Raw genomic sequence first — 26803 nt, forward strand, 5'->3', positions numbered from 1 at the left:
GCCTTTGGCAAACCCGGTTCAAGGGGACCATGCAAGACCTTCCCATCCACGCCGTCATGCCCGACCTGCTGGCCGCGCTGCGCGGCCCCGGCGCGGCCGTGCTGGTTGCGCCGCCGGGCGCAGGCAAGACGACTGCAGTCGCTCCGGCCCTGCTGGGCGAGGAATGGTGCACCGGGCAGGTCATTCTGCTCAGCCCCCGCCGGGTCGCCGCGCGGGCGGCGGCGGAGCGAATGGCTGCGCTTCTGGGTGAAAGGGCAGGGGAAACCGTCGGTTACCTGACTCGTCTCGACAGCCGCACGTCCGCGAAAACGCGGGTACTGGTGATGACCGAGGCGATTTTCGTGAACCGGATCGTCGATGACCCGGACCTCGCAGGTGTGTCCGCGATCCTGTTCGATGAAGCGCACGAGCGGCATCTGGACAGTGACCTCGGCCTTGCGCTGGCGCTCGAAAGCAGAGGCGTCTTGCGCGAAGACCTGCGGATCTGCGTGATGTCGGCCACGATCGACGGCGCGCGCTTTGCCGGGCTGCTGGGCAAAGACATACCCGTAGTGGAAAGTGAGGGGCGCGCGTTTCCTCTGGAAATCAGATGGTTGGGGTCGTCTCCTGACATGCGGATAGAAGATGCGACGGCCGCCGCCGTCATGACGGCGTGGCGCGACACCGCAAAGCCGGGCGAGGGCGAGGCAGGCGGCGACCTGCTGGCCTTCCTCCCCGGTGTGGGGGAAATCGCGCGCGTGCAGGAGCGGCTTGCGGCACGCCTGCCCGATGTCCCGATTCTTCCGCTGCATGGCCAGGTCGATCCGGCCGCTCAGCGCACTGCGATCCGCCGCGATCCGCAGGGGCGCCGCCGGATCGTGCTGGCGACAGCGATTGCGGAAACCTCGCTGACGCTCGACGGCGTTTCGGTGGTCGTCGACAGTGGGCTCGCGCGCCATGCGGAATTCGACAAGGCGGCCGGGACGACGCATCTTGTCACGCGCCGCGCCAGCCAGGCGTCCGCCGGCCAGCGCGCCGGGCGCGCGGCGCGGCAGGGGCCGGGCGTCGCTTACCGTTTGTGGGAAGAGGCCGCCCATGCCGGCCGCCCGCAGTTCGACGTGCCCGAGATCGCAAGCGCAGATCTTGCGCCGCTGGTGCTCTCGCTGGCGCGGTGGGGCACTGCCGATCCGGCCTCGCTCGCGTGGATCGACCCACCGCCGGCGGCCGCCATCGCCTCCGCGCGCGAGCGGCTCGTTCGGCTCGATGCACTGGACGGCGAGGGGCGGATTACCGGGCGGGGGCAGGCGCTCGCCGCGCTTTCGCTTGGCCCGGCCCATGCGGCGATGGTCCTCTTCGGTGCGGAGCATGGCGCGGCGGACGAAGCCGCGCGGATCGCCATGCTGCTGCAGGAACGCCGCCTGGGCGGTCGGGGGGAAGATCTGGCGTCACGGCTTCATCGCTGGGCGGGTGACCGCGCGCCGCGTGCGGAGGCGAGCCGCAAGCTGGCATCGCGCTGGGCCGTGCAGGCTGGCAAGCTGGTGAAGGCGCGGGTCTCAGCCGACCGTGTACCACCCGGTATTCTCCTCGCAGCCGGAATGCCGGACAATATTGCCCGAAAGCGCGATCCTTCGGGCGAGCACTGGCTTTCGGCGGGCGGGCGCGGGTTCGTGCTCGATCCTGCCAGTCCGCTGGCGCGCAGCGAATGGATCGCCATCGGCGATGCCCAGGGCCAGGCGAAAGGCGCGCGGATCACTGCCGCCCTGCCGCTGGAGGAAAGCGACATCGAGCGCTGGCTGCCCGAACGGATTGCGCGCCGCCAGGTGCTCCGCTGGAACGAGGGGGAACAGCGGGTCGAGGCGCGGCAGGAGCGGCGGCTTGACGCCATCGTCCTCGCAAGCGGCCCGGACCCTGCGCCCGATGGCGATGCGGCTGTGGATATGCTTGTGGAAAAGGCGGTGGAACGGCTGGGGACATGGCTTCCCGCCGATCTGCTCGCCCGCGCGCGCTTTGCCGGGGTGGCGGCGCTTCTGCCTGAAGCGCTGGCGGCAAACGCCGATCTCTGGCTGCGTCCGCTGCTGGCCGGGAGGCGCGATCTTGCGGTTCCTCGCGGGCAGATGGTGGAGGCGCTGCTGGGCCAGCTCGACTGGGATAGCCGCCAGGCGCTGGACCGCGCGGCACCGCGAGAATTCGTGTCGCCTGCGGGCACCCGCCACGCGGTCGATTACACCGGCGACGATGCCCCCAGCGTGGAAGTGCGGGTCCAGGCCCTGTTCGGGCTGGAACGGCATCCGATGATCGGCGACACGCCCCTGCTGCTCAAGCTGACCAGCCCCGCAGGCCGGCCGATCCAAGCGACCCGCGACCTGCCCGGCTTCTGGCGCGGATCGTGGGCCGACGTGAAGAAGGACATGAAGGGCCGCTACCCCAAGCATCGCTGGCCCGAGGAGCCCTGGGCCGAAAAGCCGAGCCTGAAGACGAGGAACGCCTTTTCACGCGGCGATTCGTGAATTAGAGGACCTTCCCATGGCAGCCCGTATCTATCAGCGACCCAAGAACGCGATGCAGTCCGGCAAGGCACGGACCGATGAATGGGTGCTCGATTTCGAGCAGACCGAAGCGCGCCGTGCGGACCCCCTGATGGGGTGGACCGGCAGCGGCGATACGCAGGCGCAGGTCCAGTTGACGTTCCCCGACAAGGCGGCGGCGCAGGCCTATGCGGCGAAGCATGGCATTCCGGCGCGGGTCCATGCCACCCCGCCGCGCCATCTCAAGCTCCAGGCCTACGCCGACAATTTCCGCTGACGCGGCCGTTACCGCCGGGCGTAATCTCGACGGTTGAAATCCGCGTCGACCACGGCCATATGCCCGCCCGGGAGTCGGGTGGACGTTTGCGTTCGCTCACCGGGTCAGGTCCGGAAGGAAGCAGCCCAGGTGAATTGCGGCGGGTCGCCCGGCTCCTTTTCTCCACACCAGCATGACAACGCCCCGGCAACCGCCTACCTAGGCGGGCATGGGTGATTCACCGACAGACGCGGGAAAAAGCGCGGACGACCTCCCCTGGGATACGGGGGAAGACGGGGCTGCGACGCCGAGTGCGGCAGAGCTTGAGGCCGAAGGTCAGGCGGCGATGTTCGGCGGTGCGCCAGCCGATCCGCCCGCCGATTCTCCCCCTGCACAGCCGCCGGAGCCTGCCGCCGCGAAAGAAACGCCGCCCGCGGCGAATCAGCCCTATCGCGTGCTGGCGCGCAAGTATCGTCCGCAGACCTTTTCCCAACTGATCGGCCAGGAGCCGATGGTGCGCACGCTCGCCAACGCGATCGAGCGCGACCGGCTGGCCCATGCCTTCCTGATGACCGGGGTGCGCGGGGTCGGCAAGACGTCGACTGCGCGGCTGGTGGCCAAGGCGCTCAACTGCATCGGTCCCGACGGGCAGGGCGGGCCGACGATCGACCCGTGCGGCGTGTGCGAGCCGTGCCGCGCGATTGCGGAGGGACGCCATATCGACGTGATCGAGATGGACGCCGCCAGCCACACCGGCGTGGACGACGTGCGCGAGATTATCGAGGCGGTCCGCTATGCCGCGGTCAGCGCGCGTTACAAGATCTATATCATCGACGAAGTTCACATGTTGTCTCGCAATGCTTTCAATGCCTTGCTGAAGACACTTGAGGAACCGCCCGCGCATGTGAAGTTCCTCTTCGCGACGACCGAGGTGGACAAGCTGCCGGTCACCGTCCTCAGCCGCACGCAGCGGTTCGACTTGCGCCGCATCCCCGCCGAACTGTTGCAGACGCATTTCGCATGGGTCTGCGAGCAGGAAGGCGTCGCCGCCGATGCGGAAGCGCTGCACATGATCGCCGCCGCGGCCGAAGGCTCGGTGCGCGACGGGCTCTCGATCCTCGATCAGGCGATCGCCCACGCGGACCTGGGCGAGGACGGCCACGTCACGGCGGAGCGGGTGCGCGACATGCTGGGCCTTGCCGACAAGAGCGCGCAGCGCCGCCTGCTGGGCACGATCCTGGAAGGCGACGCGAAGGCCCTGCTGGCCGGGGTCGCCGACCAGTATGCCCTGGGTGTCGAGCCGCTGGCGCTGATGCGCGGGCTGATGGACCTTGTCCACCGGATCACCGTCGCCCAGATCGGCCAGGCCGAACCCGACGCGCCGAGCGCGGAAGAACGGGCCGCGCTGGCCGATTGGGCAACGCGGCTTTCCGCCGGCCAGCTTCACCGGCTGTGGCAGCTTCTGCTCAAAGGGTACGACGAAGTGCGCCAGGCGCCCGATCCGCTGGTTTCGGCGCAGATGGCGCTCCTGCGCGTGCTCCACGCCGCCGATCTGCCCGACCCGGGCAAGCTGGCGAAGAAACTGGATGATATGGTCGCGAACGGCGTCGCCGCGCCGGCCGCTACGGGCGGGGAGGGGGCAGCAGGAAGCGCCCCCGCCGCGACGGCGGCGATCGAGTGGCCAGCGCTGGTCGAGCGGGTCGATGCCGCCGGCGCGCTGCGTGTGGCGCAGACGATGCGCGACTGGGTCCGTCCGATCGAACTGGTGCAGGGCCGGCTGGTCTATGCCCTCGCGCCCGGCTTCGTCGGCGATCCCGCAGCCGAATTTCGCGACATGCTGTACAAGCTCACTGGCGAGCGGTGGGACGTTGAACAGCGCGAATCCGGCGGCGATCCGAGCTTGCGCGAGCGCGAGGAAGCGGCGAAAGCGGAAGCGCAGGCGAAGATGCGCGCCCACCCGCTGGTGGAAGCCGCATTCGAAGCTTTTCCCGAGGCCGAACTGGTCGAGGATGCCGAAATCCAGCCCGCCGGCCGCCAGGCATGGGGCCGCTGAGGCACGAAGAACAACGAGGACGCAAGCGATGCAATCGATGGAAGAGATGATCCAGGCCGCGCAGAAGGCGGCCGAGCAGATTCAGAACCAGATGGGCGAAATGCAGGCCAAGCTCGACGCGATCGAGGTCGAAGGCGTGGCGGGCGGCGGTCTGGTAAAGGTCCGCGCCAGCGCCAAGGGCCGCATCCTGCGCGTCGAGATCGACGAAAGCCTGATGAAGCCCGAAGAAAAGCAGATGGTCGAAGACCTTGTCACCGCCGCCTTCAACGACGCGCGCGACAAGGCGGACCGGATTTCCGAAGAGGAAATGAAGAAGATGCAGGGCGGTATGGGTCTGCCCCCCGGCTTCAACCTGCCGGGCATGGGGTGAACCCAGCGCGGCTATGGCTCCATAGCCATAGCGCCAGCCCATCAGATCATGCTACCGGTGGCGAAAGACAACCAATCGGAGAGGCAGCATGGCAACGGTGATGAACGACAACGCGGCCGGATCGGACGCAGACGTTCGTGCGCAGGTTTCGGACGAGGAATGGGCAGTGCGGGTCGATCTCGCCGCGGCCTATCGCCTCGTCGCGCTTTATGGCTGGGACGACCTGATCTTCACCCACCTTTCCGCCCGCGTGCCGGGGCCGGAACACCATTTCCTGATCAATCCCTACGACATGATGTTCGAGGAGATCACCGCCTCCAGCCTGGTGAAGATCGATGTCGAGGGGCAGCCGGTCATCCCCACCAGCCATCCGGTCAACCCCGCCGGTTTCACGATCCATTCGGCGCTGCACATGAATTGCGAGGATGCCCATGCGGTGATGCACCTGCATACGCCCGCCGGGCAGGCGGTCAGCGCAATGGCCGATGGGCTGATGGAGCATACCCAGACCGGGATGATCGCGCGCAGCGACATCGCCTATCACGAGTACGAAGGAATCGCGACCGATCTGGAAGAGCGTGAACGCCTGGTCGAGGACATGGGTGACAGGCATGCGATGATCCTGCGCAACCACGGCACCCTGGCGATCGGCAGCACGGTGGGCGAATGCTTCCTGCGCCTCTATTTCCTGGAGCGTGCCTGCGATGCCCAGGTGAAGATGCTTTCCGCCGGGCGCGACGGGTTGCACAACCCGCCCCAGGGCACGCCGGAAAAAGTGCGCGACCAGACCCCGCCCGCCGGCATCGGCATGGTCGCCAACGCACTCGCCTGGCCGGCCCTGCTGCGCAAGCTCGACCGGATCGACCCGGGTTTTCGGGAGTAGGTACCCGCTCGACACCCCGCTTGGGCGCGGTTGGCCCGCGGTGCTGCGCAAACCATTTTCCTACACGCTGCGAATTTGCCATCGTGCGCTTCATGCAGCGTTCGCGAACCCCGGTCTGGCCGTTTCGTGTGTCCTTCCGTGCTCATGATCGGCGGGGGCGAGGATGGCTGGTGCGGAGGGGCGATTTTTCTTCCCCAGGACAGTGTAACATGTGGTCCATGTCTCGCATTTGGGCCGGGCATCCACAGGTTCGCCGGGCGCAGGCGTTGCGGCGGGCGGGGCGGGTTCCCATATCCACCGGTCAAGTGAGGCGCGCGTGTCGCAGCGCCCGACCGACGGATTGACGCAATGAACCAGCAATACCCCCTTCTTCCCCTGCGCGACATTGTCGTGTTCCCCGGCATGGTCGTTCCCCTGTTCGTGGGGCGCGACAAGTCTGTCGCCGCGCTGGAGGCGGCGATGGAAGCGAGTGGCGAAGATGGCAGCAAGGACATCTTCCTGCTCTCGCAGCTCGATCCGGGGTGCGACGATCCGGGCGAAGACGATCTTTACGACATCGGCACGGTCGCGCAGGTCCTGCAACTGCTCAAGCTGCCCGACGGCACCGTTCGCGTGCTGGTCGAAGGCACGTCGCGTGCCCGGCTTGAAGATATGAAGCCCAACGGCGATTTCATCGTTGCCGAGGTTTCGGCGCGCGAACCCGGCACGGCATCGGGCAGCGAAGTCGTCGCCACGATGCGGCAGGTGATCGAGCAGTTCGAAGAATATGCCAAGCTGAACAAGAAGTTGGGCGAGGGCGCAGGCGACGAACTGGGCGAGATCGACGATGCCGGCCAGCTTGCCGATACCGTCGCCGCCGCGATCGGCGCGAAGGTGGCTGACAAGCAGGCGCTGCTGACCGAGCTCGATCCGCTCAAGCGGCTCGAAATGGTCATGTCGTTCATGGAAGGCGAACTGTCGGTTCTGCAGGTGGAGCGCAAGATCCGCGGCCGCGTGAAGCGGCAGATGGAGAAGACCCAGCGCGAATACTACCTCAACGAACAGCTCAAGGCGATCCAGAGCGAGCTGGGCGGCGAGGGCGAGGATGGCGACGAGATCGCGGAACTGCAGGCCAAGATCGAAAGCCTGGAGCTGTCGAAAGAAGCCAAGGCCAAGGCAGAGAGCGAGCTGAAGAAGCTCAAGACCATGCAGCCGATGAGCGCCGAGGCGACCGTCATCCGCAATTACCTCGATGTCCTGCTGGGCCTGCCGTGGGGCCAGCCTTCGGAATTGAAGAAGGATATCGGCGAGGCGCAGGCGATCCTGGACGAGGATCACTATGCGCTGGAAAAGGTGAAGGACCGCATCATCGAATACCTCGCGGTTCAGGCGCGCACCGACAAGCTGAAGGGGCCGATCCTGTGCCTCGTCGGCCCGCCCGGCGTGGGCAAGACCTCGCTCGGCAAGTCGATCGCGCGCGCCACCGGCCGCGAGTTCATTCGGCAGAGCCTGGGCGGCGTGCGCGACGAGGCGGAAATCCGCGGCCACCGGCGGACCTATATCGGCTCGCTACCGGGCAAGATCGTCACCAACCTGAAGAAGGCGGGAGCCAGCAATCCGCTGTTCCTGCTCGACGAAATCGACAAGCTGGGGCAGGATTTCCGCGGCGATCCCGCTTCGGCCCTGCTCGAAGTGCTCGACCCCGAACAGAACAGCAAGTTCCAGGATCACTATCTGGAACTGGATATCGACCTGTCGGACATCATGTTCGTGACCACCGCGAACAGCCTCAACCTGCCGCAGCCGCTGCTGGACCGGATGGAGATCATCCGGCTGGAAGGCTATACCGAAGACGAGAAAGTCGAAATCGCGCAGCGACACCTGATCGCCAAGCAGATCGAGGCGCACGGGCTGAAGGAAGGCGAGTTCGAGCTGACCGAGGATGGCCTGCGCGCGCTGATCCGGCACTATACGCGCGAAGCGGGCGTGCGCACGCTGGAGCGCGAGATCGCACGGCTGGCGCGCAAATCGCTGCGCCAGATCCTTGAGAAGAAGACCGAAAGCGTGCGGATTACGCCCGAGAATCTCGGCGATTTCGCCGGGGTGCGCAAGTTCAAGCACGGCATGTCGGAAGAAGAACCGCAGGTCGGCGCCGTAACCGGCCTGGCCTGGACGGAAGTGGGCGGCGAGCTGCTGACGATCGAAAGCGTCACCACGCCGGCTGTCGGCGGAGGCCGCGGGGAGATCAAGACCACCGGCAAGCTGGGCGAGGTGATGAACGAATCCGTCGCCGCGGCGTTCAGCTTCGTGAAGGCCCGGGCACCCGCCTACGGGATCAAGCCGAGCATCTTCCAGCGCAAGAACATCCACATCCACTTGCCCGAAGGCGCGGTGCCCAAGGATGGGCCGAGCGCGGGCATCGGCATGGTCACGTCCATCGTTTCGACGCTGACGGGCATTACCGTGCGCCCCGATGTGGCAATGACCGGCGAAGTCACGCTGCGCGGCCGTGTGCTGCCGATCGGCGGGTTGAAAGAGAAGCTGCTGGCGGCGCTGCGCGGCGGGATCAAGACCGTGCTGATCCCGGAAGAAAATGTGAAGGACCTCGCTGAAATTCCGGCGAACGTGAAGGATGGGCTGGAGATCGTGCCTGTCAGTCATGTCGATCAGGTGCTTGAAAAGGCGCTGGTTTCAGAGCCGACTCCAATCGAATGGACCGAAGCTGACGATCTTGCCAGCCAGCCGGGCCATCCCGGTCAGACGCTTGGCGATCAGGCGCCTACTGCGCACTGACAAGGCGACACGGTCGGCGCGTCTGCTTCTCCGCAACGCGCCGACCTTACGGCATCGCGCGGTCTTTCCGGGCGCGCGATTCTCGCCGCATGGTTACCGGAGTACGATTTGTTACAGGATTTGCCTTTGACAGTGCGGGCAAAAAAGCGTTCAAATCTCGCCCTTTCGGAGAGGCGATTCACCGAAACCGGTCTCAAACGCGAACTTTAGGGGGTTCCCAGAATGAACAAGAACGATCTGATCAGCGCCGTCGCGGATTCCAGCGGTCTTTCGAAGAGCGATAGTGCCAACGCGGTCGAAGGCGTTTTCGACGCCATCACGAAGTCCCTGTCGAAGGGCGACGAAGTGCGACTGGTCGGGTTCGGGACGTTTTCCGTGGCGCGGCGCAAGGCCTCGACCGGCCGCAACCCCCGCACCGGCGAACCGATGACGATCAAGGCTTCCAACCAGCCGAAGTTCAAGGCGGGCAAGGGCCTGAAAGACAGCGTGAACTGAGCCTGGCTCGTCCGCGCTGCCGCCTGCTGCATTGCCCTGCGGTACTGCATTGCAGGCGGCCCATGTGAAAACGCCGCGTCTGCCCTGGGGCAACGCGGCGTTTCGCTTTTGCAGGGCGGCGCGATCTAGCCGGTCGTCAGCCGCACCAGCGCAGTCGGCGCCGTTTGCGTGCGGGCATTGACCTGCCATTCCAGCACCTTGCCCTCGGATGTTTCGACCGGCCCTTCATCGGTGTTGTTGGCCAGGATCTCGCCATCGGTGACGATGCGGAACGTGCCGTCAAGCTCGGGAACATCGGCGCCCGGTCCCTGCCTGCCATCTTCGCCCCCTGCGAAGCCTTCGGCCATTCCCGCCATCATTCCCTGAAACGGATTGCCGCTGGCGGCCGTCGTGAAGCCGGGCGCGTCGACCCTGACCGTACCATCGTCGCGGTTGGCAGCCAGCACGAAGAAGTTGGACATCGGCATCCGTTCCATCGTCGGGAACATGAAATCATGATCCAGCCGGCCAGAGATGCGGAAGACGACATCGAACAGCCCTTCGCCCTTGTACTCCACACGCTCCCACCCGGTCTGACGCTCGAGCCGTTTGGCGAATTCCTGCGCAGCCTCCGGATCGGACGGATCGATCCCGCCCATCATGGCGCGGGTCATCTCCGCGCCCTTCTGGCGATTGCGCTTTCTTTCCTCCTGGCTCTCTTCCCACTCAGCCAGCTGCGCGGCGCGTTCATCCTCGCTGCACTCGCGGTCCTCGAACGTATCCTCGTCGTAGCAGGCAGGCTCGAACGGTTCGCCGGCGCTTTCCGCCGCTTCGCCCATTTCCGCCAGCTTGCTTAGCGCAAGGATGTAGATCTCGCCTTCGTAGGAGTAGCTGAACGTACCGCCCTTGCGCAGTTCGAGCTGTGACGTGAACGCCCCCGGCGCCAGCAGGCATCCGCCCAGCACGAATGCGAGCGCCGCAGCAAAGCCCATTGCCACCACGCGCCGCGGCTTGCTCAAAACAGTCATCGAATACCCCCTGTGTTCCGCCGGCAAGACCTAGCGCGATGCGAGCGCATAGAGCGCGATCGCGGCTGCGTTCGACACGTTCAGACTTTCCATGTTCCGGCTTATGGGCAGCCGGGCCAGTGCGTCGCAATGCGCAACGATATTCTGCCGCATACCTTCGCCCTCCGCCCCGAGGACGATCGCGACTGGCCCCGCGGGCAATGCCTCCGCCAGCGTAGCTTCCGCCTCGCCGGCCAGCCCGATACGCCAGTACCCGGCCTCGGCCGCGCTTTCGAGGGCGCGGGCGAGGTTCACCACGCGGACCCAGGGGATCGTTTCCAGTGCCCCAGAAGCCGACTTGGCGACAACACCCGATTCGGGCGGAGCATGGCGATCCTGCGTGACAATGGCCCGCGCATCGAACGCAGCGGCTGAACGCAGAATGGCACCCACGTTGTGTGGATCGGTGACCTGATCGAGAAAGACCAGTGGGCCGGTGCCGTTCTGGGCGAAGACATCTTCCAGCAGAAGATCCTCCAGCGGGGCGCATTCGAGAACCAGGCCCTGGTGCGGCGCATCGCGCGCGACCAGACGCGCCAGATCCTGCACGTCCGCATATTCGACCGGGAAGCCAGGCGGCAGCTCGCCATCCAGCGAATCGATCCCTTCTCGCGTGGCCCAGAGCTTGCGATGGCTGCGGTCGGGATTCTTCAGCGCCGCTTCGACCGCGTGGCGGCCCCATAGCCGCACTTGCCCGGTGCTTGCCCGCCCGCTGCCACGTCCGCCCTGCATACGCCCTGCGCGGCCGCGCAGAGCCCGCTTGCGATCACCCTTGGCCAATCCGAAAACCCCTTTGAAATCCTGAGCCCCCGCCATGCCAGCGGCCCCATTGACAGGCAAGCGCGGCTTCGCCAAAGGGGCGCCTCTCGGCAAGGGCGCCCCCGCACGGCGGCGCCATTTACACGCAGGCCAAGGCATGTGGACAGGTGGCCGAGTGGTTAAAGGCAGCAGACTGTAAATCTGCCCGCGCAAGCGTACGCTGGTTCGAATCCAGCCCTGTCCACCACCTGCCTCTAAGGGCCGGAAAAGATTGGAAAACAGGGGTTTCGACCTTCCGACTGCTACACATAATGCTACACGGAAGGTATGGAGCCCATGTTCAAAATTACCCGGCTGCGGCTCCGCCAAATGGCAAGTCCGCAAGCGTTGGCCTGCTGACGTTGCGTCACTCCTCAAAGGCGAGTTCATAAGATCGACGGGTGAGGAGGACCGGAAGGCAGCGCAAACGCAGGATGTCTATCTGGCGATGGAGTATGAGCGGCTGGTACCGGATCTACATCCCGATGCGCCGAGGGTTTCCGAGTTCACTGACGTCTCCTGTCCAATCGGAGCTACTCCACCGTCTCCGCGTAGTCTGCGACGGCGACCTTGTTCCTTGAGTAGATTTCCAGCCAAGTCTCATTTCTCATCCCTCCTGCTGCAAGAATTTCCAAGTCTTACAGTCCCACGTCCCGCCGCGCCCGTGAGGCCCCTTCCAACCTGTCGTGAGGAGCTTTTCCATTCTCCGTCCATAGGCTCGCATTGTCCTCCGGTAGTCCTCCCAGACCCAGAACGACAAAGACGGCAGGTCGATACTTTCCGCTGCGCTGAGGGCGCAAGGGTAGCGCGCCCAACTATCTATTCCGCCGTCGAAAAACTCCAGCACATGCGTAAGGCGATTGCGGTAAGGAATGATGGTAGACTTTGCCCGTAGTTCAAGGAGGCGGTGGGAGGTCAACTGCCTTGAAAGTTTCCCATTTGAGACCCAATGCGGGTGCTCGTAGACTAGAAACGCCTTGATAGCGTTTTCCAAGGCAAAGGTCGCCAGAAGCACGGTCGCTCTCTCGGTGGCGCTCCAAACCCGCCTCGTCCCGCAGGGCCCCTGTAAGATTAATTGGCCGCTACCCCGCCTCTGCCAAAGGTCTAGGGCTTGTTCGTGCAGGCTATCGGCGGTGAGGAGCCAAGAGTGAGGGTTCGCAAGGTCGGCAAACTCTTCGTTAGTCATGTGAGGAACCTGAATGTCCGCAATGTCGGCTTGATGGCCTGAGGAGAATGTAATGCGTTGCTACCCATTGGTTATACTATTTCCAGTTCTAGGGGCTTGCTCGCCCCAACCAGATGCCGCGGCGCCAGCCGTAGCTGTAACCTTAGACGCCCCCGCCTTGGTCGGGAAGGACCGCGCTGAGGTCGACGCTGTGATGGGAGAGCCGGTCTGCAATGAAGAGAACTCGGGACTCTCATGCGAATATGACGAATATACCAGCGTCTATTTTGTGAAAGACAAGGCTGCCAACCTCACTCTGCCGCGGGTGGACGACTTGCGGGTATATGGGCTGGAATTGGGAGAGCCCTCCTTTGAACAAGGCAACACGACACGTTGGGAGACGATGATTGACGGGAAAGAAGCGCAGGTGAGCCGCTTCCCTGACTTTGTTTACGTGATGACGTTTGAGGCGTAAGTCGCGCGGGCGACCCACGGCGGGTTGGGCTCAAGTTCTAAATCCGACAGTCGGAACCGAACCCCGTCGGCTTTCATCCACCCGCAAAACTGCCACACAAATGCCAGCAGAGGATAATTTAAGTCTTTTCGGTTCAATGTTTTATGTGGCGATTCAAGCAATCCAGCCCTGCCACCACCTGCCTCGCTCTCAGCGGCCTTTGGCGGACAAGGCGGAACAGGCCCGGCTGTTCCGCCTCGCCGCTGGGAAATCGGTTCAGAGTGCTTTCTTCACACGCTGGAGGATCAGGATCATGCCGCGCGTGATCAATCCGTCGATGCCCCATCGGGTCGAGAACCTGTCGGAAAACCGCGCGGTTGCGACCATGACAAGCGCCACGCTTGCGAAAGCCAGGCTGAATTCGAGCGGCGTGTAGCCCGCTCCCCCGATCAGGATGCGCGGTGCGGTGGAGAAGAAGACGAAGAACGTCCCCATCGCCGTGCCGAAGGCGGCCGTGTAGAGCCAGAACGATGCGCTTTTGAGTATCGTCCGGGCCGACCGTGCTTTCGCGCGCCGCGCGCTCGGGTGGCCCGGCCTTTCTTTGATTTGCGGAGATGTCGTGTAAACAGGTAACAGGATGTAACATGCTGCCAGTCGGGGGTGCGATGAAGGGGGCAAGTGTGGGGCAAGGGTCTGCCTGGAACATGGCGGACTTCCTGCTGGAACTGTATCATGACGCCGCTGAATATACGCCAAGCGAGCTGAGAATTCGCGTTCTCAGGAGATTGCAGGAAGTCGTGCCGTTCGACTTTGCAGTATGGGGAGGGGGGCAGGCCGAGGGGCGGCTGGTCAACGACCTTTCCGTCCTGGATCAGAGCCATGCCATCCTGGGCGAATGGGAAGCGGTCGCGCATCAGGACGGTTTCTGCGACCTTACGCTCGACAAGCTGGGGACGACGGCGCGCTTCGACGATGTGCTCGATTATCGCGACAGCCTGGCTTACAACGAGCATTGGCGCAGGTTTGATGCTTCGCACATGATGGCCACCATCGTGGCCGAGCGGTCCGATGGCTATGTCAGTTTCGTCGGGCTCTGCGCCGACGATCGACCGCGCGTGTTCTCGGATGCAGAGCGCAGTCTCAAGCAGATGTTGATGCCGCACTTTTCCCAGGCCCTGCGCATCAGCCGCGATCTGGGGCAGGCGCGGGGCGACATGCCGAGCGAGGCCGTCGGCCTTGTCACCCCCGACGGCGCGGTCCTTTCTGTCGAAGGCCCCTTCTTCGAACTGGCGATGCAGGAATGGGGCGCACGGATTGCCCGGCTGCCATCCGACGTCATCCATGCACTGCACCGGGCGGGGCAGTGGAGCGGGGTGACAGCACAGGCGAAGATGGTGCCTTTCGGGCGAAACTATTTCGTTCACCTGATCGCGACGTCCGTGCTGGAGCGTCTTTCCCCGCGAGAGCGGGAGGTCGCCGAACTGTTCGGAGCGGGGCTGACACACAAGGCCGTCGCGCGCCGCCTGGGATCATCGCCCTCCACCGTGCGCAACCAGCTTGCGAGCGTGTACGAGAAGCTTGGCGTTTCGAACAAGGCGGAGCTCGCATCGCTGGTCGGTGGCGGAAATCTCTGATCGACGCTGACCAATATAGGGCATCTGCACTATTTCCGCAGCGGCCTGCCGCGACCTATTCCGACTGCCGATACCTTGCGGTCACCACCGGCCGCGAGGCCTTTGTCTTTTGTCGGAGTCGCAGCGTGTGCGTTGGCGTGCACCCAGGCCGACAATTTTTTACGATGTGAACGGGGGAACGCGATGACGAAAACGAATGCCGGAGACGACGGTGTGATCCCACCGGCAACGGGTGTGGCGGATGGCGGGGCCAGTGGAGCCGAGGCCTGGGCCACCGCCGAAGGCGGCGCGCGTTTGGCGGAGCGGGTCAAGAACATCCTCACCAAACCCGGCGCAGAGTGGGCGCGGATCGACGCCGAACCGGAGGGCGTCGCTGCGGTCTTCGTTCGGTATGTCATGCCGCTTGCGGCCATTCCGGCCGTTGCGGCAATGATTGGCTCCCTCCTGTTCGGCATTTCCGTGCTTGGAATGACCTATCGCCCCGGTTTCGGCGCCGCCATCGGCTCGGCCGTGCTGCAGTATGGCCTGACGCTGGCCGGCGTGTTTATCTTCGCCTGGGTGGTCAATTTTCTGGCGCCGAAGTTTGGCGGCACGGCCAATTGGGGCAAGGCCTTCAAGACCGTTGCCTATTCTGCGACTGCGGCGTGGGTGGTCGGGATCTTCAATCTGATCCCCGCGCTGGCGTTCGTGACCATCCTGGGGCTTTACAGCCTCTACCTGCTGTACAGCGGTCTGCCGGTTCTCATGAAAGTGCCGCGCGAAAAGGCGCTGGCATTCACCGCAGTGCTCGTCGCGGCAATGGTCGCGGTCGGGCTGGTGCTCGGCGCGCTCGGCAGCATCGTGCGACCCGTACATGACACTTCCATCCCCACCGATGCCGGTCTTGGCGGGCTCATCGAAATGCTGGAAGACCAGGAAGGTACGGCGGGTGCCGGCGTCGTCGCGCAAATCGAAGGCGCGGCTAACGAGGATCAGGCCGAGGCCGTCCTGCAGAACCCGGTAGCCTCGACCTCCGGAGCGATGTCCGCCGAAGGGCTGGCCGGGCTCCTGCCGAAAACCCTCGCTGGTCTGCCCCTGGCCGAAATCGAGCATGCCTCGCTGGGCGCAGGCCTCGGATCGTCGGCCGAAGCCAGTTACGGCAGCGGCGACGTCACTGCCCGGCTCGATCTGGTGGATGTGGCGCCGATGGGCGGGATCTCCGCAGTAACGGCCAGCCTCAATGTCCAGCGAAATCGGCAGACCGCCACCGGCTACGAACGCCTGGGCAAAGTCAACGGCCGGATGACCGGCGAGAAGTGGGACAGCGCGACGCAGCGCAGCGAATACAACGTGCTGGTGGCCGACCGGGTCATGGTGTCCGCCGAAGGCCGCGGCGTCCACATCGACGATCTCAAGAACGCGGTCGAAAATCTCGATCTGGACGCGATCGAAGCCGCCATTGAACGGCAATAGCCACCGGCCCTGTCCCGCCCGGGCGTGTGATCGTTCCGGGCCCGTCACAGGGACGCCATGCAGCAACTCCAGGGAGTACCAAGCCATGCGCCTATCCTTGCGTCTCATTGCGCTGATCGCGATCGCGGCAAGCGGCGCGCCCGCGCACGCGCAGTTTTTCGATCGCCTCCTCGACCGTGCTGAGCGCGCAGTCAAAGGAGAGATCGAAGGGAAAGTGGAGCGGGAAGCGCGCAAGGCCACCCGTTGCGCTCTCGGCGATGCAACGTGCATCAGCGCGGCCAGAAGCAGGGGTGAAGAACCAGAGATCGTACGCCGCGACACCGGACCAAGGGATTACCCCGGCGTCGAGGGAGGTGCCGACATCCGGTTCCCGATGGGCGAACTCTCGTTCGCGGATGCAGTGGTCACATATGAGCCGGGCAATCACCGGGAGCTTTCGCGTACATTGCAGGGGCCGGGCAACGTTCTGGGCGAGCCTGACCGCGATACGGGACAATCGTGTGATGAACGCCGCGACTGCCCTGTCGTTGCGCTGGCACCTGGCGGAAAAATCGTCGTGCGCTTTACCGACAATGCCCTGACCGGCAGCGGGGACGAGGCCAGCGATCTTTGGGTCTTCATGGGCGACGCAAGTTCCCGCCTATCGGTCGAAGTCGGCGTCGATGGAAAGGACTGGGAGGCGGTCGGCAGCGTCGATGGATCGCATGGGGGCATCGATATCGACGCCGCAGGCTTCGGCCCCTACGCCGCGTTTTCCTACGTTCGGCTGAAGAACGTTTCGGGCGGCGGCGGTCGCGAGCGTGCCGCTCATGCCACGATCGACGCCATCGGCGCAGTCAGCACGCGGAGCCTCGTGCAATGAGCGGCCGGACCTGGATGGTGCGCCTGGCATTGGCGGGCCTCATATGCGCCTCGTCCACCGCCAGCGCGGAGATCGACGGCCATGGCCCTGATGCCTGGCGCGTCACGAATGTTGCCGCAGACGATGTGCTCAACGCGCGGATGGGTCCGGGAACGCAGTATCCGGTCATCGATGCGTTCGACCACGATGCCCGCGATTTGCAGCAGGTGACCTGCGTGCCGCTGCTGATTGCGGGCGTGCAGGAGAAGCTGACCCGGGAGCAGCGTGAGGGGCTTCCCACCAGCTGGTGCCTGATGCGTTCGGCTGACCTGTCGAGGTCCGGCTGGGTTCGCCAGCATTACCTGATGCCCGATGGCGCAGGCACGGCCACCGTATCGCCTACTGGCGATGCGATGATCGCCGAGGCGGTCAGCCTCGTGCGCAGCCTTTACGCCAACGCCGATCCATACGCGGCGCCGGCGCGGCATCCCCTCGATCCCGCCAATGCGCGAAATTACTTCTCTGCCGATGTCGTGGCAGCGATGCGCTCGCAGCCGCCCCAGGCCGATCCCCTGTTCGGCGCGCAGGATTTCGACGGCAGCTACGGCGAACCGTTTGCGGATCCCGATCAACCCATGTTTCGCGGAATGATCACCGTCAACGTGGAGATCGTGAACTTCGGGCGGCGGCACACCGCGGTTGTCAGACTGCGTGCCGATCCAGCGCAACCGGGCAGCCCCATTCGAGTCGTCCGCATTGAGCATGACGGCTGGTCGTTTCCCTGATTGTCACCTTTTCTTCACCAAGGAATTTGCCATGACATTGACTGCCAAACCCTCTGTCGCCGCCCTGTGCATGATCGCACTGGGGATGATGGCCGCCTGTTCCCCATCCTCCGAACCGGAAGGCGAAGCCGGCAATGAAGCCGAAAACATCACCACTGAAAATTCGAAGATCGGCGAGCTGAACGCCACTATTGGCGGCAAAGCCTATCGTGGAGAGACTGTGGGAGCGGCTGGCGAGAGGGCTGCTTCGGCCGAATTTCGGGATCTTGGCGCGGTCAAGAGCGTGAAGATTCAGGCTCACGATCCCGCCGCGGACGGGTTCATGCAGAATGTGCTCGCGGTCGAGTTCACGCTGGCTGGAAGCGATGCGTCCGCGCCCGTGGCCGGGGCCACGATCTCGTACTGGCCGACAGGGATGGAAGGATCATTCTATCACAGCGAAGGAAACGCGCCGGCACCGCAGGTCACGCTCGACGAAGTGTCGTTCGAGCAAGGCGCTGCCTCGGCAAGCGGCCGGTACACCGCCAATCTTTGCCGGAAGGCCGATTTCTTCTCCGAACCTGACACAAGCGATTGTGTCACCGTGGAAGGAACGTTCGACACGGCGCTGCACGAAAGCGCGTGATCCCGCGTTTTCTGACGGGGCGTGAATTGGAATGACGAGGAACGACTGATGCTGGGGCTAAACAGGAACGGGTTCGCAACCTTCATGCTGGTATGCGGGGTTCTGCTTCACCTGCTCGTGTTTAGCCCAGCAGCGGATGCCCAGGCGCGCGATCCCAATGCACCGTACCGCGACAGCTACGATGTGAGTTACGGTGACCGGCTGGTCGGTTCCTGGTCGGGAACGGTGCAGGGAAGTTCGGTCTCCCAGGCAGATGGCCAGATGGAAGGGCAGGCCATCTTCGTTCGTCGCGGCTATCGCAATCGGGACTACTTCGGGATTGTTCTGCATGATCATCGGCATCGGACCGGCGATACATTTTCCGAAATCCATATCGGGACCATTCCCTGCGGCCCCGGGCGACGCCAGATCGATGCAATCCACGGGCTGGATGCCGCGAACGCCCGCGCGAGCTTCGCCACCGTATCGTTCGAAAACCGACTGGCCGCGACGGGCCGTTCCGATGCTCAGGTGTTTCCCGTATATGGAGCGGAAGCGAAGAACCCGGCTGCGATTGTCACGGAATGGAGTGAGGACAAGTTCACGCTTCGCCTCTCAGGCACGTTCATTTCGGTCGTAGCGCCCGTTGCGGGCCAGACGTTCGATTACGAGCGGCAGCGGGAAGGAAGGCTCGAAGAACTCCGGCTGGACGCGACTTTCACCCTCGAACGGACCCCCGCGACAGAGGACCTTTTCAATCTCACGCTGTGTGAGGAGAAGGAGTTTCTGCAAGTCGTCGAGACAATGCCCGAAGGCGGCCGCGAGAACGTGGTTCTCGAAGGCGCGGACTTCTTCATCGAGTTTGATGCCCCCATTGAAACGGCGACACTGGACGAGACCACCGTGTTCATGACCACTCGCAATCCCGGCGGGGGGCCGATTTTCGTCGCCGCGGACCTGTCCCTTGTCGCATCAAACCGTATCCGCGTCAGGCCCACGGAGCCGCTTCTGGGCGGAACGGTTTACGACATCGAAGTCATGTCAGGGGACGACGGGATTCGCGGCCTGGAAGAGGAGAAGCTTGCTGATGATTTCCGATTCTCGTTCTCCACCTATGTTGAACCGGAGGACCTGCGGCTCGAAATCCATCAGGTTTCCCGTGATGCGCCGCTGGTCAAGGACAAGCCGGCTGCCGGAAGAATTTTTGTAGAGTGGGAGCAACGGGACGATGTCCATTACGCCTGGCAAGTGCTGAACTATCCCGTCCTGGCCGAGATCACCGATTTCGAAGATAATCCCGTCTTTCCAGAGATTACCGAGCGCGTTCGGCGCCCGGACCTGATTTCGGATGAGGAACGCCGTCGGGGGGAGCACAGTCTGGATCTGTTCGACTGGAAGCCGACACTCGGTTCGCTGCCGTCGCGCTTTACCGCCAAGGTCACGCCGGCAAACCCATATCCCGAGACCGCCGAGCTGGAACCTGAGACAGCGGATCTCACCATGCAGTATGCGGCTGAGAGCAGCGACCTGCTGTTGTTCGACTATTACCTCGCCGAGCATGCCGAGTGGGCGCAGGAAGCCGACGATCGCGCGCGGCACTATGCCCTGCTGGCCGCGCAGCAGCAGCAGACCTACCTGAACCAGTTCCTCCCCGTTGCCCGCGTCGTCGGCCGGTACCAGGGCACCTACAACATCGCGCAGGCAGTCTGCGAGCTGCCTGATGCGTTCGACAAGTTCTTCTGCGACCAGGACGCCAAAAGCCTCTCGGCGCTCTTGCGACTGTTTAACGAACATATCGCGGCGCACTCGGTCGCGCACGTGATCGTTTCCTACCATCCGCCCAGCTTGGGCGGATCGGGGCGAACTTCCGCGCAGTTCAAACAGCCGGCCGGGCTGATCGCGTGGCCGGGCGAGAGACTCGACCCAAATCCGTCCGAATCCGACATGGCCCTGACCCTCGATCCGGCGAGTCCGAGCCGCAGCATGATCGTCATGAGCAGCGGCCCCCTGCCTAACGGGGTTATCCCGGGATTCGTCACCGCCCCGCTGATCGAGCACGAATTCGGCCATGTCTTCGCGCTTCCGCACGCGCCCTATGTCGACGGGGGTGGGCACCGGGCGGAAGTGTGCGACACCTACCGGGAGACCAAGGCCTCCGGCATCGACGGTATGCGTATCGCGCTCGACGGTACGACCGGTTGGCAGAAATCTTCCAGATACGGCAACGCACAGTCTCGCGACTCGATGCGCAATTTGATGTTCCCGTGCGCCTACGATCACCGAAACGAATATTGGATCGATGGCGACCAGTACGACTGGCTGGTGAAGCGGATGCCGGCGATCCTGCGCAAGGCAGCCGCACACACCGGCTCGCTCTCGGCGCTCGACGGGGACCTTTTTCTGTACGGCGGTGCCTCCGCCGCCGATATTTCCAACAGCGTGTTGTTCGATGACAGTGCTGATCGCGATCGCCGCTGGATCATGATCTCCGGCCTCAGCGATGGCACGAAGGCGCAGTTCCTGCCCGCCACCGGCGTTCCTGGGCCGCGGGATCCGCTGTCGGGGGCAGGGCCGTATGAACTGCGCGTGGAGGGTGCCGACGGCGCCCTGTTGGCACGGGCCCCGGTCGGCCCCCTGTCGTCTGAAGAAACCGTCTGGCCCTTCGCGGCCACGCTGGCCCTCTCGGGTGAACCGGCGCGGATTGTCCTGCTGAATGGAACGCAAATCCTGGCCGAAATGCGCGCGTCCGGTGAACTGGTCAGCCCGACTGTCACATCCCATGCGCCTGGCTCCACTTACGCAGCAGGCGATATGCTGGAATGGACGGCCGGATCGAGCCCGGCGGACGCGACGACGTATACCGTCCGATATTCTCCCGATGGAAGGGTGTGGTCGACGCTGGCGCATTTTCTTTTCGAAACGCACTACACGCCCGATCCGCGTACGCTGACGCCGGGCCCGCGCTCCGCCTTCGCTATCATTGCCCACGACGGCGTTTCCGAACGCAGGACGATACTGCCCCTGCAGCTCAGCATCCCGCTGGAACCTCTCACCAGCTGGCCGTCACGGCTCGACATGCCCGTTTCCGAAAGCCCCGCCGGCGCTGCCTTCAACGTTCAGATAGACCCCGCGACGCTGAACGCCGTGAGGCTTGAAACCAGCGGTGCGGATGTTGCGGCGAATGTCTCGCTTAGCCCCTCCGGCACGATACTCTCGATAAAGCCTCGCAGCCCCATCGCGGGCCGGACATACACCGCAGTCGTGGGGACGGAGCTGCGCGCGGTCGACGGACGTGACCTGCAGGAAGAGCTGCGACTGGAATTCGTCGTCGATGCCGTGGCCGAACGCGAGGAACCGTCCCCCTGGACGCCCGATCGTCCCGCGCTGGGGGCGGGCGGTGCGGTCACCGGTCGGCCGGACAGGCAACCGGCCCGGCAGCCTGACCCCAGTCGAGAAATCACCGTCACCGCCGAAGGGGAGATCACGCTCGAAGTCGGAGGCAGCCCCACTGTCCCGGCAACGATCACGCGGTGCGATTTCGACGGCGGCGGCGGCCTCACGGGACTGGGCGTGGTGTTCGAAACGAACCCGGGAAGCCGGCTGGAAATACGGATGCAGCGCGCCGGAGGCTCGATCGCAGCCACGCTTTCGCGCAGCGATGGCTACGACGTGAGCAACCAGGGCAGTCCGGCGGAGGGCTGGTCCATGGACCTTGCGGAAGACGGACAACTCGCGGCCCGGGGTAAAGTGGGCGCGGGCGAGGATGCCGCAGGCTTCCGGCTGGCCGGTGAATGCCCGCAGCAGCCCTGACCATCCTTGCCAACACATCAACTGGAGACGCAAATGTTTGCCCTTGCTCTGACTTTCGCGATGACGTCCACCCCCACGGCCGGCACGGCGCATCTGACCCTCGGTGACGAAACGACCGTCCATCAGATTGCGGCCTGCGCATTGACGCCTGAGGGCGCCATGCCGGCCCGACTGCTGATCGAGGATACGGATGTTACCGTGATCGTCTCCCGCGCCGATCACGTTCAGATCATCAGCGTCATTCGCGACGACAAGAACTGGACCACCACCCGGATGAACATGGGCGGTAAATGGGTCGACCGCGGACAGCCCGCCGAACCGATCGTAAAGGAATGGGGCACGCTCATTCGCGCCGAAGCGACGCTGAGCGATACCGGCAACTCCGGGGAACGGCAGGTTTCGGTGGTTGCGCGCTGTTAGGAGGTGAGCCTTTCAGCTGGTTCCGGCGCTTCGCAACGCTATTAATGCCGCTCCATCCCCTTTCCCGCATCCTTGCTCTGGAAGGCGAGCCGCTCTAATCCGTGGCGATGGAAACAGCACAACGCCCCGTCATTTCTGCGACCGGTCTTTTCACGCCGCCAGAGAGCATTTCGAACGAAGAACTGGTCGCGAGCTTCAATCGCTACGTCGAGAGATTCAACGCAGACCATGCGGGCGCGATCGCGGCGGGCGAGGTTGCTGCGCTGGAGCCAAGCTCGGTCGAGTTCATCGAGAAGGCGAGCGGGATAAAATCGCGCCACGTCATGGCAAAGGCGCCCGTCCTGGATCCTGACGTCATGGCCCCGCGCTGGGCCGAGCGCGCAGACGAGGACCTGTCGATCCTGGCGGAGATCGGAGTTGCCGCAGCGCAGGACGCGCTGGCGCGGGCGGGGCGGCAGGCGCGCGATGTCGATGCGGTGCTGTGCGCAGCATCGAACATGGAACGCCCCTATCCCGCGATGGCCATCGAAATTCAGCAGGCGCTGGGGATCGAGGGGTTCGCATTCGACATGAACGTCGCCTGTTCCTCGGCCACGTTCGGAATTCAGACGGCAGCGGATTACATCCGGGCCGGGCACGCGCGATCCGTTCTGGTGGTCAGCCCAGAGATTACCAGCGGGCATCTCAACTGGCGCGACCGCGACAGCCATTTCATTTTTGGCGACGTTGCGACCGCGGTGCTGGTTGAAGACGCCGCGATCGCGCCCGATGCACATTGGGATATTCTCGGCACGCGGCTGAAAACGGTGTTTTCCAACAATATCCGCAACAACTTCGGCTTCCTGAATCGCGCCCATCCCGAAACGGCCGATACGCCCGACAAGCTTTTCGTCCAGGAAGGGCGCAAGGTGTTCAAGGAAGTCGTCCCGATGGTCGCGCAGATGATCGTCGACGAGGCGGAGCGGCTGGGAATCGATTCCCACGGCTTGCGCCGGTTATGGCTGCATCAGGCCAATGCGGGCATGAACCGCCTGATCGCGCAGCGCGTGCTGGGGCACGAGGCGAATGCCGATGAAAGCCCCACCGTGCTCGATACTTACGGCAATACGTCCAGCGCAGGATCGATCATCGCATTTCACCTGCACAGTGAAGACTTGCGCGCAGGCGACACCGGGCTGATCTGCAGTTTCGGCGCGGGCTATTCGGCCGGGACGGTTTTCGTTCGCAAGGCGGGGTAAATCTCGCGCGCATTGTGCGCCAGGCGGTTGTCCCACCAGCCGACGACCACGCCAGACATGCGCCACAACGCCGCCACCAGGATGACCGACACCAGCCCGTCTACCGCGTAGTGATAGGCAAGGTGGACCGAACCGATCCAGGTGAGGACGAAGAAGGCCAGCATCCACCGTCCCACGAGCGGTGAGATGCGCCGTACCGCCAGCCAGAAGAGAAACGCGATGGCGACGTGCATACTGGGCATGGCAGTGATTCCGCTGCCCAGACCGTTTGCATCGGTATGATGCCAGTCGAGCAGCATCTGCTGCACGGTCAGAGGCATCACGGGGATCTGCGCATCGGCAGCATTGAGGTAGGCCATCTGCGCGCTGAAGGTCTGATCGCCGAGAAGCGGGCCAAGAAAGCACGGCCCGACCGATGCCAGCGCGGTCGCGACGCCGCCGCCGATCACCGACCATGACAGCGTATACGACAGGAAGAACTGCCGCCGCAGGCCCGGATCGATGGCGGCAAATGCCATAAAGAGGCAGCCGACATAGAGCAGGAGAAACCAGAGCTGATACAGCAGCCCGAGCAGGGCGGTCACCACCGGGTAGCCGAATACCGGCTGGAGCACCTGCCAGGCATCGTAGCCGAAGAAAATCGCCCGATCCCACGCGATGAAAGTCGCGTCCCAGGTATAATCGTTGAACAGGGGAATCGCCGCCTTCATCTTCGAGAAGAACGGCATCAGCAGGACACACAGCGCCAGCAGAGGCGCGCCGGCGATCCACCGGCGAATCGCTACCGGGCCGGCGTAGCGGCGATGGAGTGCGGCGAAGGGTTCGTTCGGGCGGTTTCGCGCCAGATGATACGCCGCATCAACGGCCATCCAGGCGATGATCGAAAACAGGTAGATACGGGCGTTGGCAAGGACCGGCCCCGTGTCCAGCGCGATCCCGCGGTTCGCGAGCAACGCCGCGCAGAGCGCGAACAGCGCCAGCGTCGCGGCGAACACCGGGATCTCGCCGCTCCAGCGCCGCAGTATTGTGCCTCGCGTATCCATCGCCGCGTGAATAGGGCGATATGGTAAGTATCGGTTTAACGAAGTGCACTTTGCCGCGATCCGCTTGTTTGCATCGCGGCAAGGCCCTAGATGGCACGGATGGCAGGCGAACTGGTCGATAACAAAGGGCGCGGTGATGTGGGGTGGCACTGGCCGCCGATCCATCCCGAAGGGCGCAAATTCGGGCTGATTGCCGTCGGCATCAGCCTGTTCGCGGCATTTATGGCGTGGGAAACGATCGCCTGGCCGATGGCATTCCTGTCGCTGGGTGTATTCGCCTTCTTCCGCGATCCCGAGCGGGTGGTGCCGCAGGACGACCGGTTCATCGTCTCGCCGGCCGACGGGCTCGTCTCGCTGATCGCGCAAGTCGAACCGCCTGCGGAACTGACGATGGACGACGGCAGCGGCACGCCTTCGCTGGCGCGCGAGCCGGTGACCCGCATCTCGATCTTCATGAGCGTGTTCGATGTCCATATAAACCGGGCACCGATCGGCGGCACAGTGCGGCGGCTGGTCTATATCCCCGGCAAGTTCATGAACGCCGATCTCGACAAGGCGAGCGAGGATAACGAGCGTCAGCACATCCTGATCGAACGGCATGACGGCCTGATGCTCGGCTTTACCCAGATTGCGGGACTGGTGGCGCGCCGGATCGTGCCCTTCGTCAAGCCCGGCGACACCCTGGCTGCGGGCGCGCGGGTTGGCCTGATCCGCTTCGGCAGCCGCGTGGACGTCTATCTTCCGGCGGGCACCGATCCGCGCGTGCTCGTGGGGCAGAAAGTCGTTGCCGGTGAAACAGTGCTGGCCGAAATCGGCGAGCGTCGGCTGATCGAAGGCATCGCACAGTGAACGACGATTATCCGCGCCTCGGTCCCAAGGCTGCGGAAGACGAGGTCCCGATGCCCGCGGGGCGGGCTCGCGGGCTCTCGCTCAGGGCAGTGCTGCCCAACGCGATCACTGCCGCCGCGCTGTGCTCCGGGCTGACCGGCATCCGTTTCGCGATTGCCGAAAACTGGAGCCTGGCGATCTTCGCCGTCATTCTCGCCGGCCTTCTCGACGGGATTGATGGCCGGATTGCCCGCCTGCTGAAGGCTCAGTCCCGTTTCGGGGCAGAGCTGGACAGTCTGGCCGATTCGCTTTCATTCGGCATGGCGCCGGCGATCATTTTCTACCTCTGGACCTTGCAGGATCTCCCCCGGCTGGGATGGTTCGCGGCGCTTGCTTTCGCCATCTGCTGTGCGCTTCGCCTGGCGCGGTTCAACGCGCAGATCGATGTCGACCATCAACCCCATAAATCGGCGGGCTTTCTTACCGGCGTACCGGCGCCGGTCGGGGCTGGCCTGGCATTTCTGCCGTTCTACCTGTGGATGGCGACGGGGCGGGAGGAGTTTCGCGAGCCGATCATCTGCGCCGTGTGGATGGTGGGCATGGCGTTCCTGATGATTTCCAACATCGCGACGTTGAGCTGGACTTCGATCCGGCCCCGCAGAAACGTGCGCCTGGAACTGATTGCAGGGGTGGGGATACTGTGCGCCGCGCTCCTGCTCGAACCGTGGTGGGCGCTGGTTGCCATTTGTGCGGTCTATCTTGCCCTCATGCCCTATTCGCTGGTGCGCTATGCGCGGGTCAAGCGGCTACGGGAAGCGGGTGCCGCGCGCGCGCCGACGCCATCGACCGAGGCGAACGGTCTGCCGCCGATCGACTGACCGGGCGAAGGCGCGACTCGCGCCCTCCATCGCTTGCCATGCGACAGGTCGCCGGCGTGGTGACCGTGACCCGGATCGATCCGGTCATCGCATCCTGTCCCAGTTCGTGGCGTAGACGGGCGAAGGCTTCCCGCCCGCGAACGAAGCTGTCGCCCAGCACCGCCAGCGAGATGGCCGCTACGGTCAGGAACAGGGCGAACAGAATGATCTCTAGCATGATCTCGATCCTTCGACTGGGCCGATCCCGGCTGTTGACAGCCTGTGGATGGATTGTGGATAACCGTGCCGCCACCCGGGTTGTTCCGGCTGACACCGCAGATGTTCACTATTTGTTCCGCCATGTCAAGCGCATTTGCGTTCGGCATCCCATTTCCTGCGGCGAATCGAGGCTGGATTTGTCCACCCGATCGGGGTAAGGGCGCGTCCGCGCAGCGAATCCGGGGGGGCGTTCCTCCGTATCGCGACTGCGCAAAT

23 protein-coding genes, 1 tRNA gene and 1 other RNA gene are annotated in these 26803 nt (G+C 64.2%); 20 read left to right on the plus strand and 5 right to left on the minus strand.

Annotated elements, in window-relative coordinates; translation table 11 throughout:
• Positions 1-29 precede the first annotated feature (29 nt).
• The 8 genes from hrpB to AM2010_RS03585 all read left to right on the plus strand — a co-directional run bounded on the left by hrpB (position 30) and on the right by AM2010_RS03585 (position 9333).
• Positions 30-2486 carry an ATP-dependent helicase HrpB gene (gene hrpB, locus AM2010_RS03555; RefSeq protein ID WP_047805904.1) on the plus strand — a complete coding sequence of 819 codons (2457 nt, stop codon included), beginning with the start codon at positions 30-32 and terminating at the stop codon, positions 2484-2486.
• A 16-nt stretch (positions 2487-2502) separates the two neighbouring features.
• Positions 2503-2781 carry an ETC complex I subunit gene (locus tag AM2010_RS03560; RefSeq protein ID WP_047805905.1) on the plus strand — a complete coding sequence of 93 codons (279 nt, stop codon included), beginning with the start codon at positions 2503-2505 and terminating at the stop codon, positions 2779-2781.
• Positions 2782-2848: 67 nt separating this feature from the next.
• Positions 2849-2943: signal recognition particle sRNA small type (gene ffs / locus AM2010_RS13940), an RNA gene on the plus strand.
• Between the two features lie 46 nt (positions 2944-2989).
• Complete coding sequence (locus AM2010_RS03565; RefSeq protein ID WP_047805906.1) at positions 2990-4813, plus strand: DNA polymerase III subunit gamma/tau; 1824 nt, start codon at positions 2990-2992, stop codon at positions 4811-4813.
• 28 nt (positions 4814-4841) lie between these two features.
• Positions 4842-5183 carry a YbaB/EbfC family nucleoid-associated protein gene (locus AM2010_RS03570; RefSeq protein ID WP_047805907.1) on the plus strand — a complete coding sequence of 114 codons (342 nt, stop codon included), beginning with the start codon at positions 4842-4844 and terminating at the stop codon, positions 5181-5183.
• A 100-nt stretch (positions 5184-5283) separates the two neighbouring features.
• Positions 5284-6066, plus strand: coding sequence for a class II aldolase/adducin family protein (locus AM2010_RS03575; protein ID WP_150115226.1), 783 nt, complete (start codon positions 5284-5286; stop codon positions 6064-6066).
• A gap of 348 nt (positions 6067-6414) precedes the next feature.
• Positions 6415-8838: an endopeptidase La gene (lon, locus tag AM2010_RS03580; RefSeq protein ID WP_047805909.1), complete on the plus strand. Its 2424-nt coding sequence runs from the start codon at positions 6415-6417 to the stop codon at positions 8836-8838.
• A gap of 222 nt (positions 8839-9060) precedes the next feature.
• Positions 9061-9333, plus strand: coding sequence for an HU family DNA-binding protein (locus AM2010_RS03585; RefSeq protein WP_047805910.1), 273 nt, complete (start codon positions 9061-9063; stop codon positions 9331-9333).
• Positions 9334-9458: 125 nt separating this feature from the next.
• On the opposite strand, the gene AM2010_RS03590 is transcribed toward AM2010_RS03585, so the two are convergent.
• Together AM2010_RS03590 and rlmB are read right to left on the minus strand one after the other, a co-directional pair.
• Complete coding sequence (locus tag AM2010_RS03590) at positions 9459-10340, minus strand: hypothetical protein (protein ID WP_236699396.1); 882 nt, start codon at positions 10338-10340, stop codon at positions 9459-9461.
• A 30-nt stretch (positions 10341-10370) separates the two neighbouring features.
• A complete protein-coding gene (rlmB, locus tag AM2010_RS03595) occupies positions 10371-11111 on the minus strand; it encodes a 23S rRNA (guanosine(2251)-2'-O)-methyltransferase RlmB (RefSeq protein ID WP_150115261.1) in 741 nt (246 codons plus the stop codon).
• 188 nt (positions 11112-11299) lie between these two features.
• Between rlmB and AM2010_RS03600 the strand changes: the two genes are divergently transcribed.
• Both AM2010_RS03600 and AM2010_RS03610 read left to right on the plus strand, forming a co-directional pair.
• A tRNA-Tyr gene (locus AM2010_RS03600) sits at positions 11300-11385 on the plus strand.
• Between the two features lie 1171 nt (positions 11386-12556).
• On the plus strand, positions 12557-12817 hold the full coding sequence (locus AM2010_RS03610) for a hypothetical protein (RefSeq protein WP_150115227.1): 261 nt from the start codon (positions 12557-12559) through the stop codon (positions 12815-12817).
• A gap of 255 nt (positions 12818-13072) precedes the next feature.
• Here AM2010_RS03610 and AM2010_RS03615 read toward each other — a convergent pair whose 3' ends face one another.
• Entirely contained in the window at positions 13073-13291 is a 219-nt protein-coding gene (locus AM2010_RS03615) for a hypothetical protein (RefSeq protein WP_047805914.1), read from the minus strand.
• A 149-nt stretch (positions 13292-13440) separates the two neighbouring features.
• Between AM2010_RS03615 and AM2010_RS03620 the strand changes: the two genes are divergently transcribed.
• From AM2010_RS03620 to AM2010_RS03655, 8 genes are all read left to right on the plus strand, one after another.
• Positions 13441-14430, plus strand: coding sequence for a helix-turn-helix transcriptional regulator (locus AM2010_RS03620; RefSeq protein ID WP_201784029.1), 990 nt, complete (start codon positions 13441-13443; stop codon positions 14428-14430).
• Positions 14431-14613: 183 nt separating this feature from the next.
• Entirely contained in the window at positions 14614-15882 is a 1269-nt protein-coding gene (locus AM2010_RS13945; protein ID WP_082132784.1) for a Yip1 family protein, read from the plus strand.
• 85 nt (positions 15883-15967) lie between these two features.
• Entirely contained in the window at positions 15968-16744 is a 777-nt protein-coding gene (locus AM2010_RS03630) for a hypothetical protein (RefSeq protein ID WP_053043895.1), read from the plus strand.
• The gene (locus AM2010_RS03635) at positions 16741-17508 is read left to right on the plus strand and encodes an SH3 domain-containing protein (protein ID WP_047805915.1); all 768 of its coding nucleotides are present in this window, start codon (positions 16741-16743) and stop codon (positions 17506-17508) included. Before AM2010_RS03630 ends, AM2010_RS03635 begins: the two co-directional genes overlap by 4 nt.
• 31 nt (positions 17509-17539) lie before the next feature.
• The gene (locus tag AM2010_RS03640) at positions 17540-18133 is read left to right on the plus strand and encodes a hypothetical protein (RefSeq protein WP_058350890.1); all 594 of its coding nucleotides are present in this window, start codon (positions 17540-17542) and stop codon (positions 18131-18133) included.
• Between the two features lie 48 nt (positions 18134-18181).
• On the plus strand, positions 18182-21922 hold the full coding sequence (locus tag AM2010_RS03645; RefSeq protein ID WP_047805917.1) for an Ig-like domain-containing protein: 3741 nt from the start codon (positions 18182-18184) through the stop codon (positions 21920-21922).
• 33 nt (positions 21923-21955) lie between these two features.
• Positions 21956-22342 (plus strand): hypothetical protein, encoded by a 387-nt coding sequence (locus tag AM2010_RS03650; protein WP_047805918.1) that lies wholly within the window; start codon positions 21956-21958, stop codon positions 22340-22342.
• 107 nt (positions 22343-22449) lie between these two features.
• Entirely contained in the window at positions 22450-23580 is a 1131-nt protein-coding gene (locus tag AM2010_RS03655; protein ID WP_047805919.1) for a beta-ketoacyl-ACP synthase III, read from the plus strand.
• Here the strand turns inward: AM2010_RS03655 and AM2010_RS13950 are convergent.
• A complete protein-coding gene (locus AM2010_RS13950; protein ID WP_053043896.1) occupies positions 23541-24623 on the minus strand; it encodes a phosphatase PAP2 family protein in 1083 nt (360 codons plus the stop codon). The two genes, AM2010_RS03655 and AM2010_RS13950, sit on opposite strands and share 40 nt — an antisense overlap.
• Before the next feature lie 99 nt (positions 24624-24722).
• On the opposite strand from AM2010_RS13950, the gene AM2010_RS03665 reads away from it, so the two are divergent.
• Together AM2010_RS03665 and AM2010_RS03670 are read left to right on the plus strand one after the other, a co-directional pair.
• Positions 24723-25472: a phosphatidylserine decarboxylase gene (locus AM2010_RS03665; RefSeq protein ID WP_047805920.1), complete on the plus strand. Its 750-nt coding sequence runs from the start codon at positions 24723-24725 to the stop codon at positions 25470-25472.
• A gap of 50 nt (positions 25473-25522) precedes the next feature.
• Positions 25523-26329, plus strand: a complete 807-nt coding sequence (locus AM2010_RS03670; protein WP_047807669.1) for a CDP-alcohol phosphatidyltransferase family protein — start codon at positions 25523-25525, stop codon at positions 26327-26329.
• Here AM2010_RS03670 and AM2010_RS14145 read toward each other — a convergent pair.
• On the minus strand, positions 26250-26546 hold the full coding sequence (locus tag AM2010_RS14145; RefSeq protein WP_150115229.1) for a hypothetical protein: 297 nt from the start codon (positions 26544-26546) through the stop codon (positions 26250-26252). The two genes, AM2010_RS03670 and AM2010_RS14145, sit on opposite strands and share 80 nt — an antisense overlap.
• Positions 26547-26803 lie beyond the last annotated feature (257 nt).

Origin of the sequence: Pelagerythrobacter marensis (assembly GCF_001028625.1) — a bacterium.
In the GTDB taxonomy this organism is placed as follows: Bacteria; Pseudomonadota; Alphaproteobacteria; order Sphingomonadales; family Sphingomonadaceae; genus Pelagerythrobacter; species Pelagerythrobacter marensis.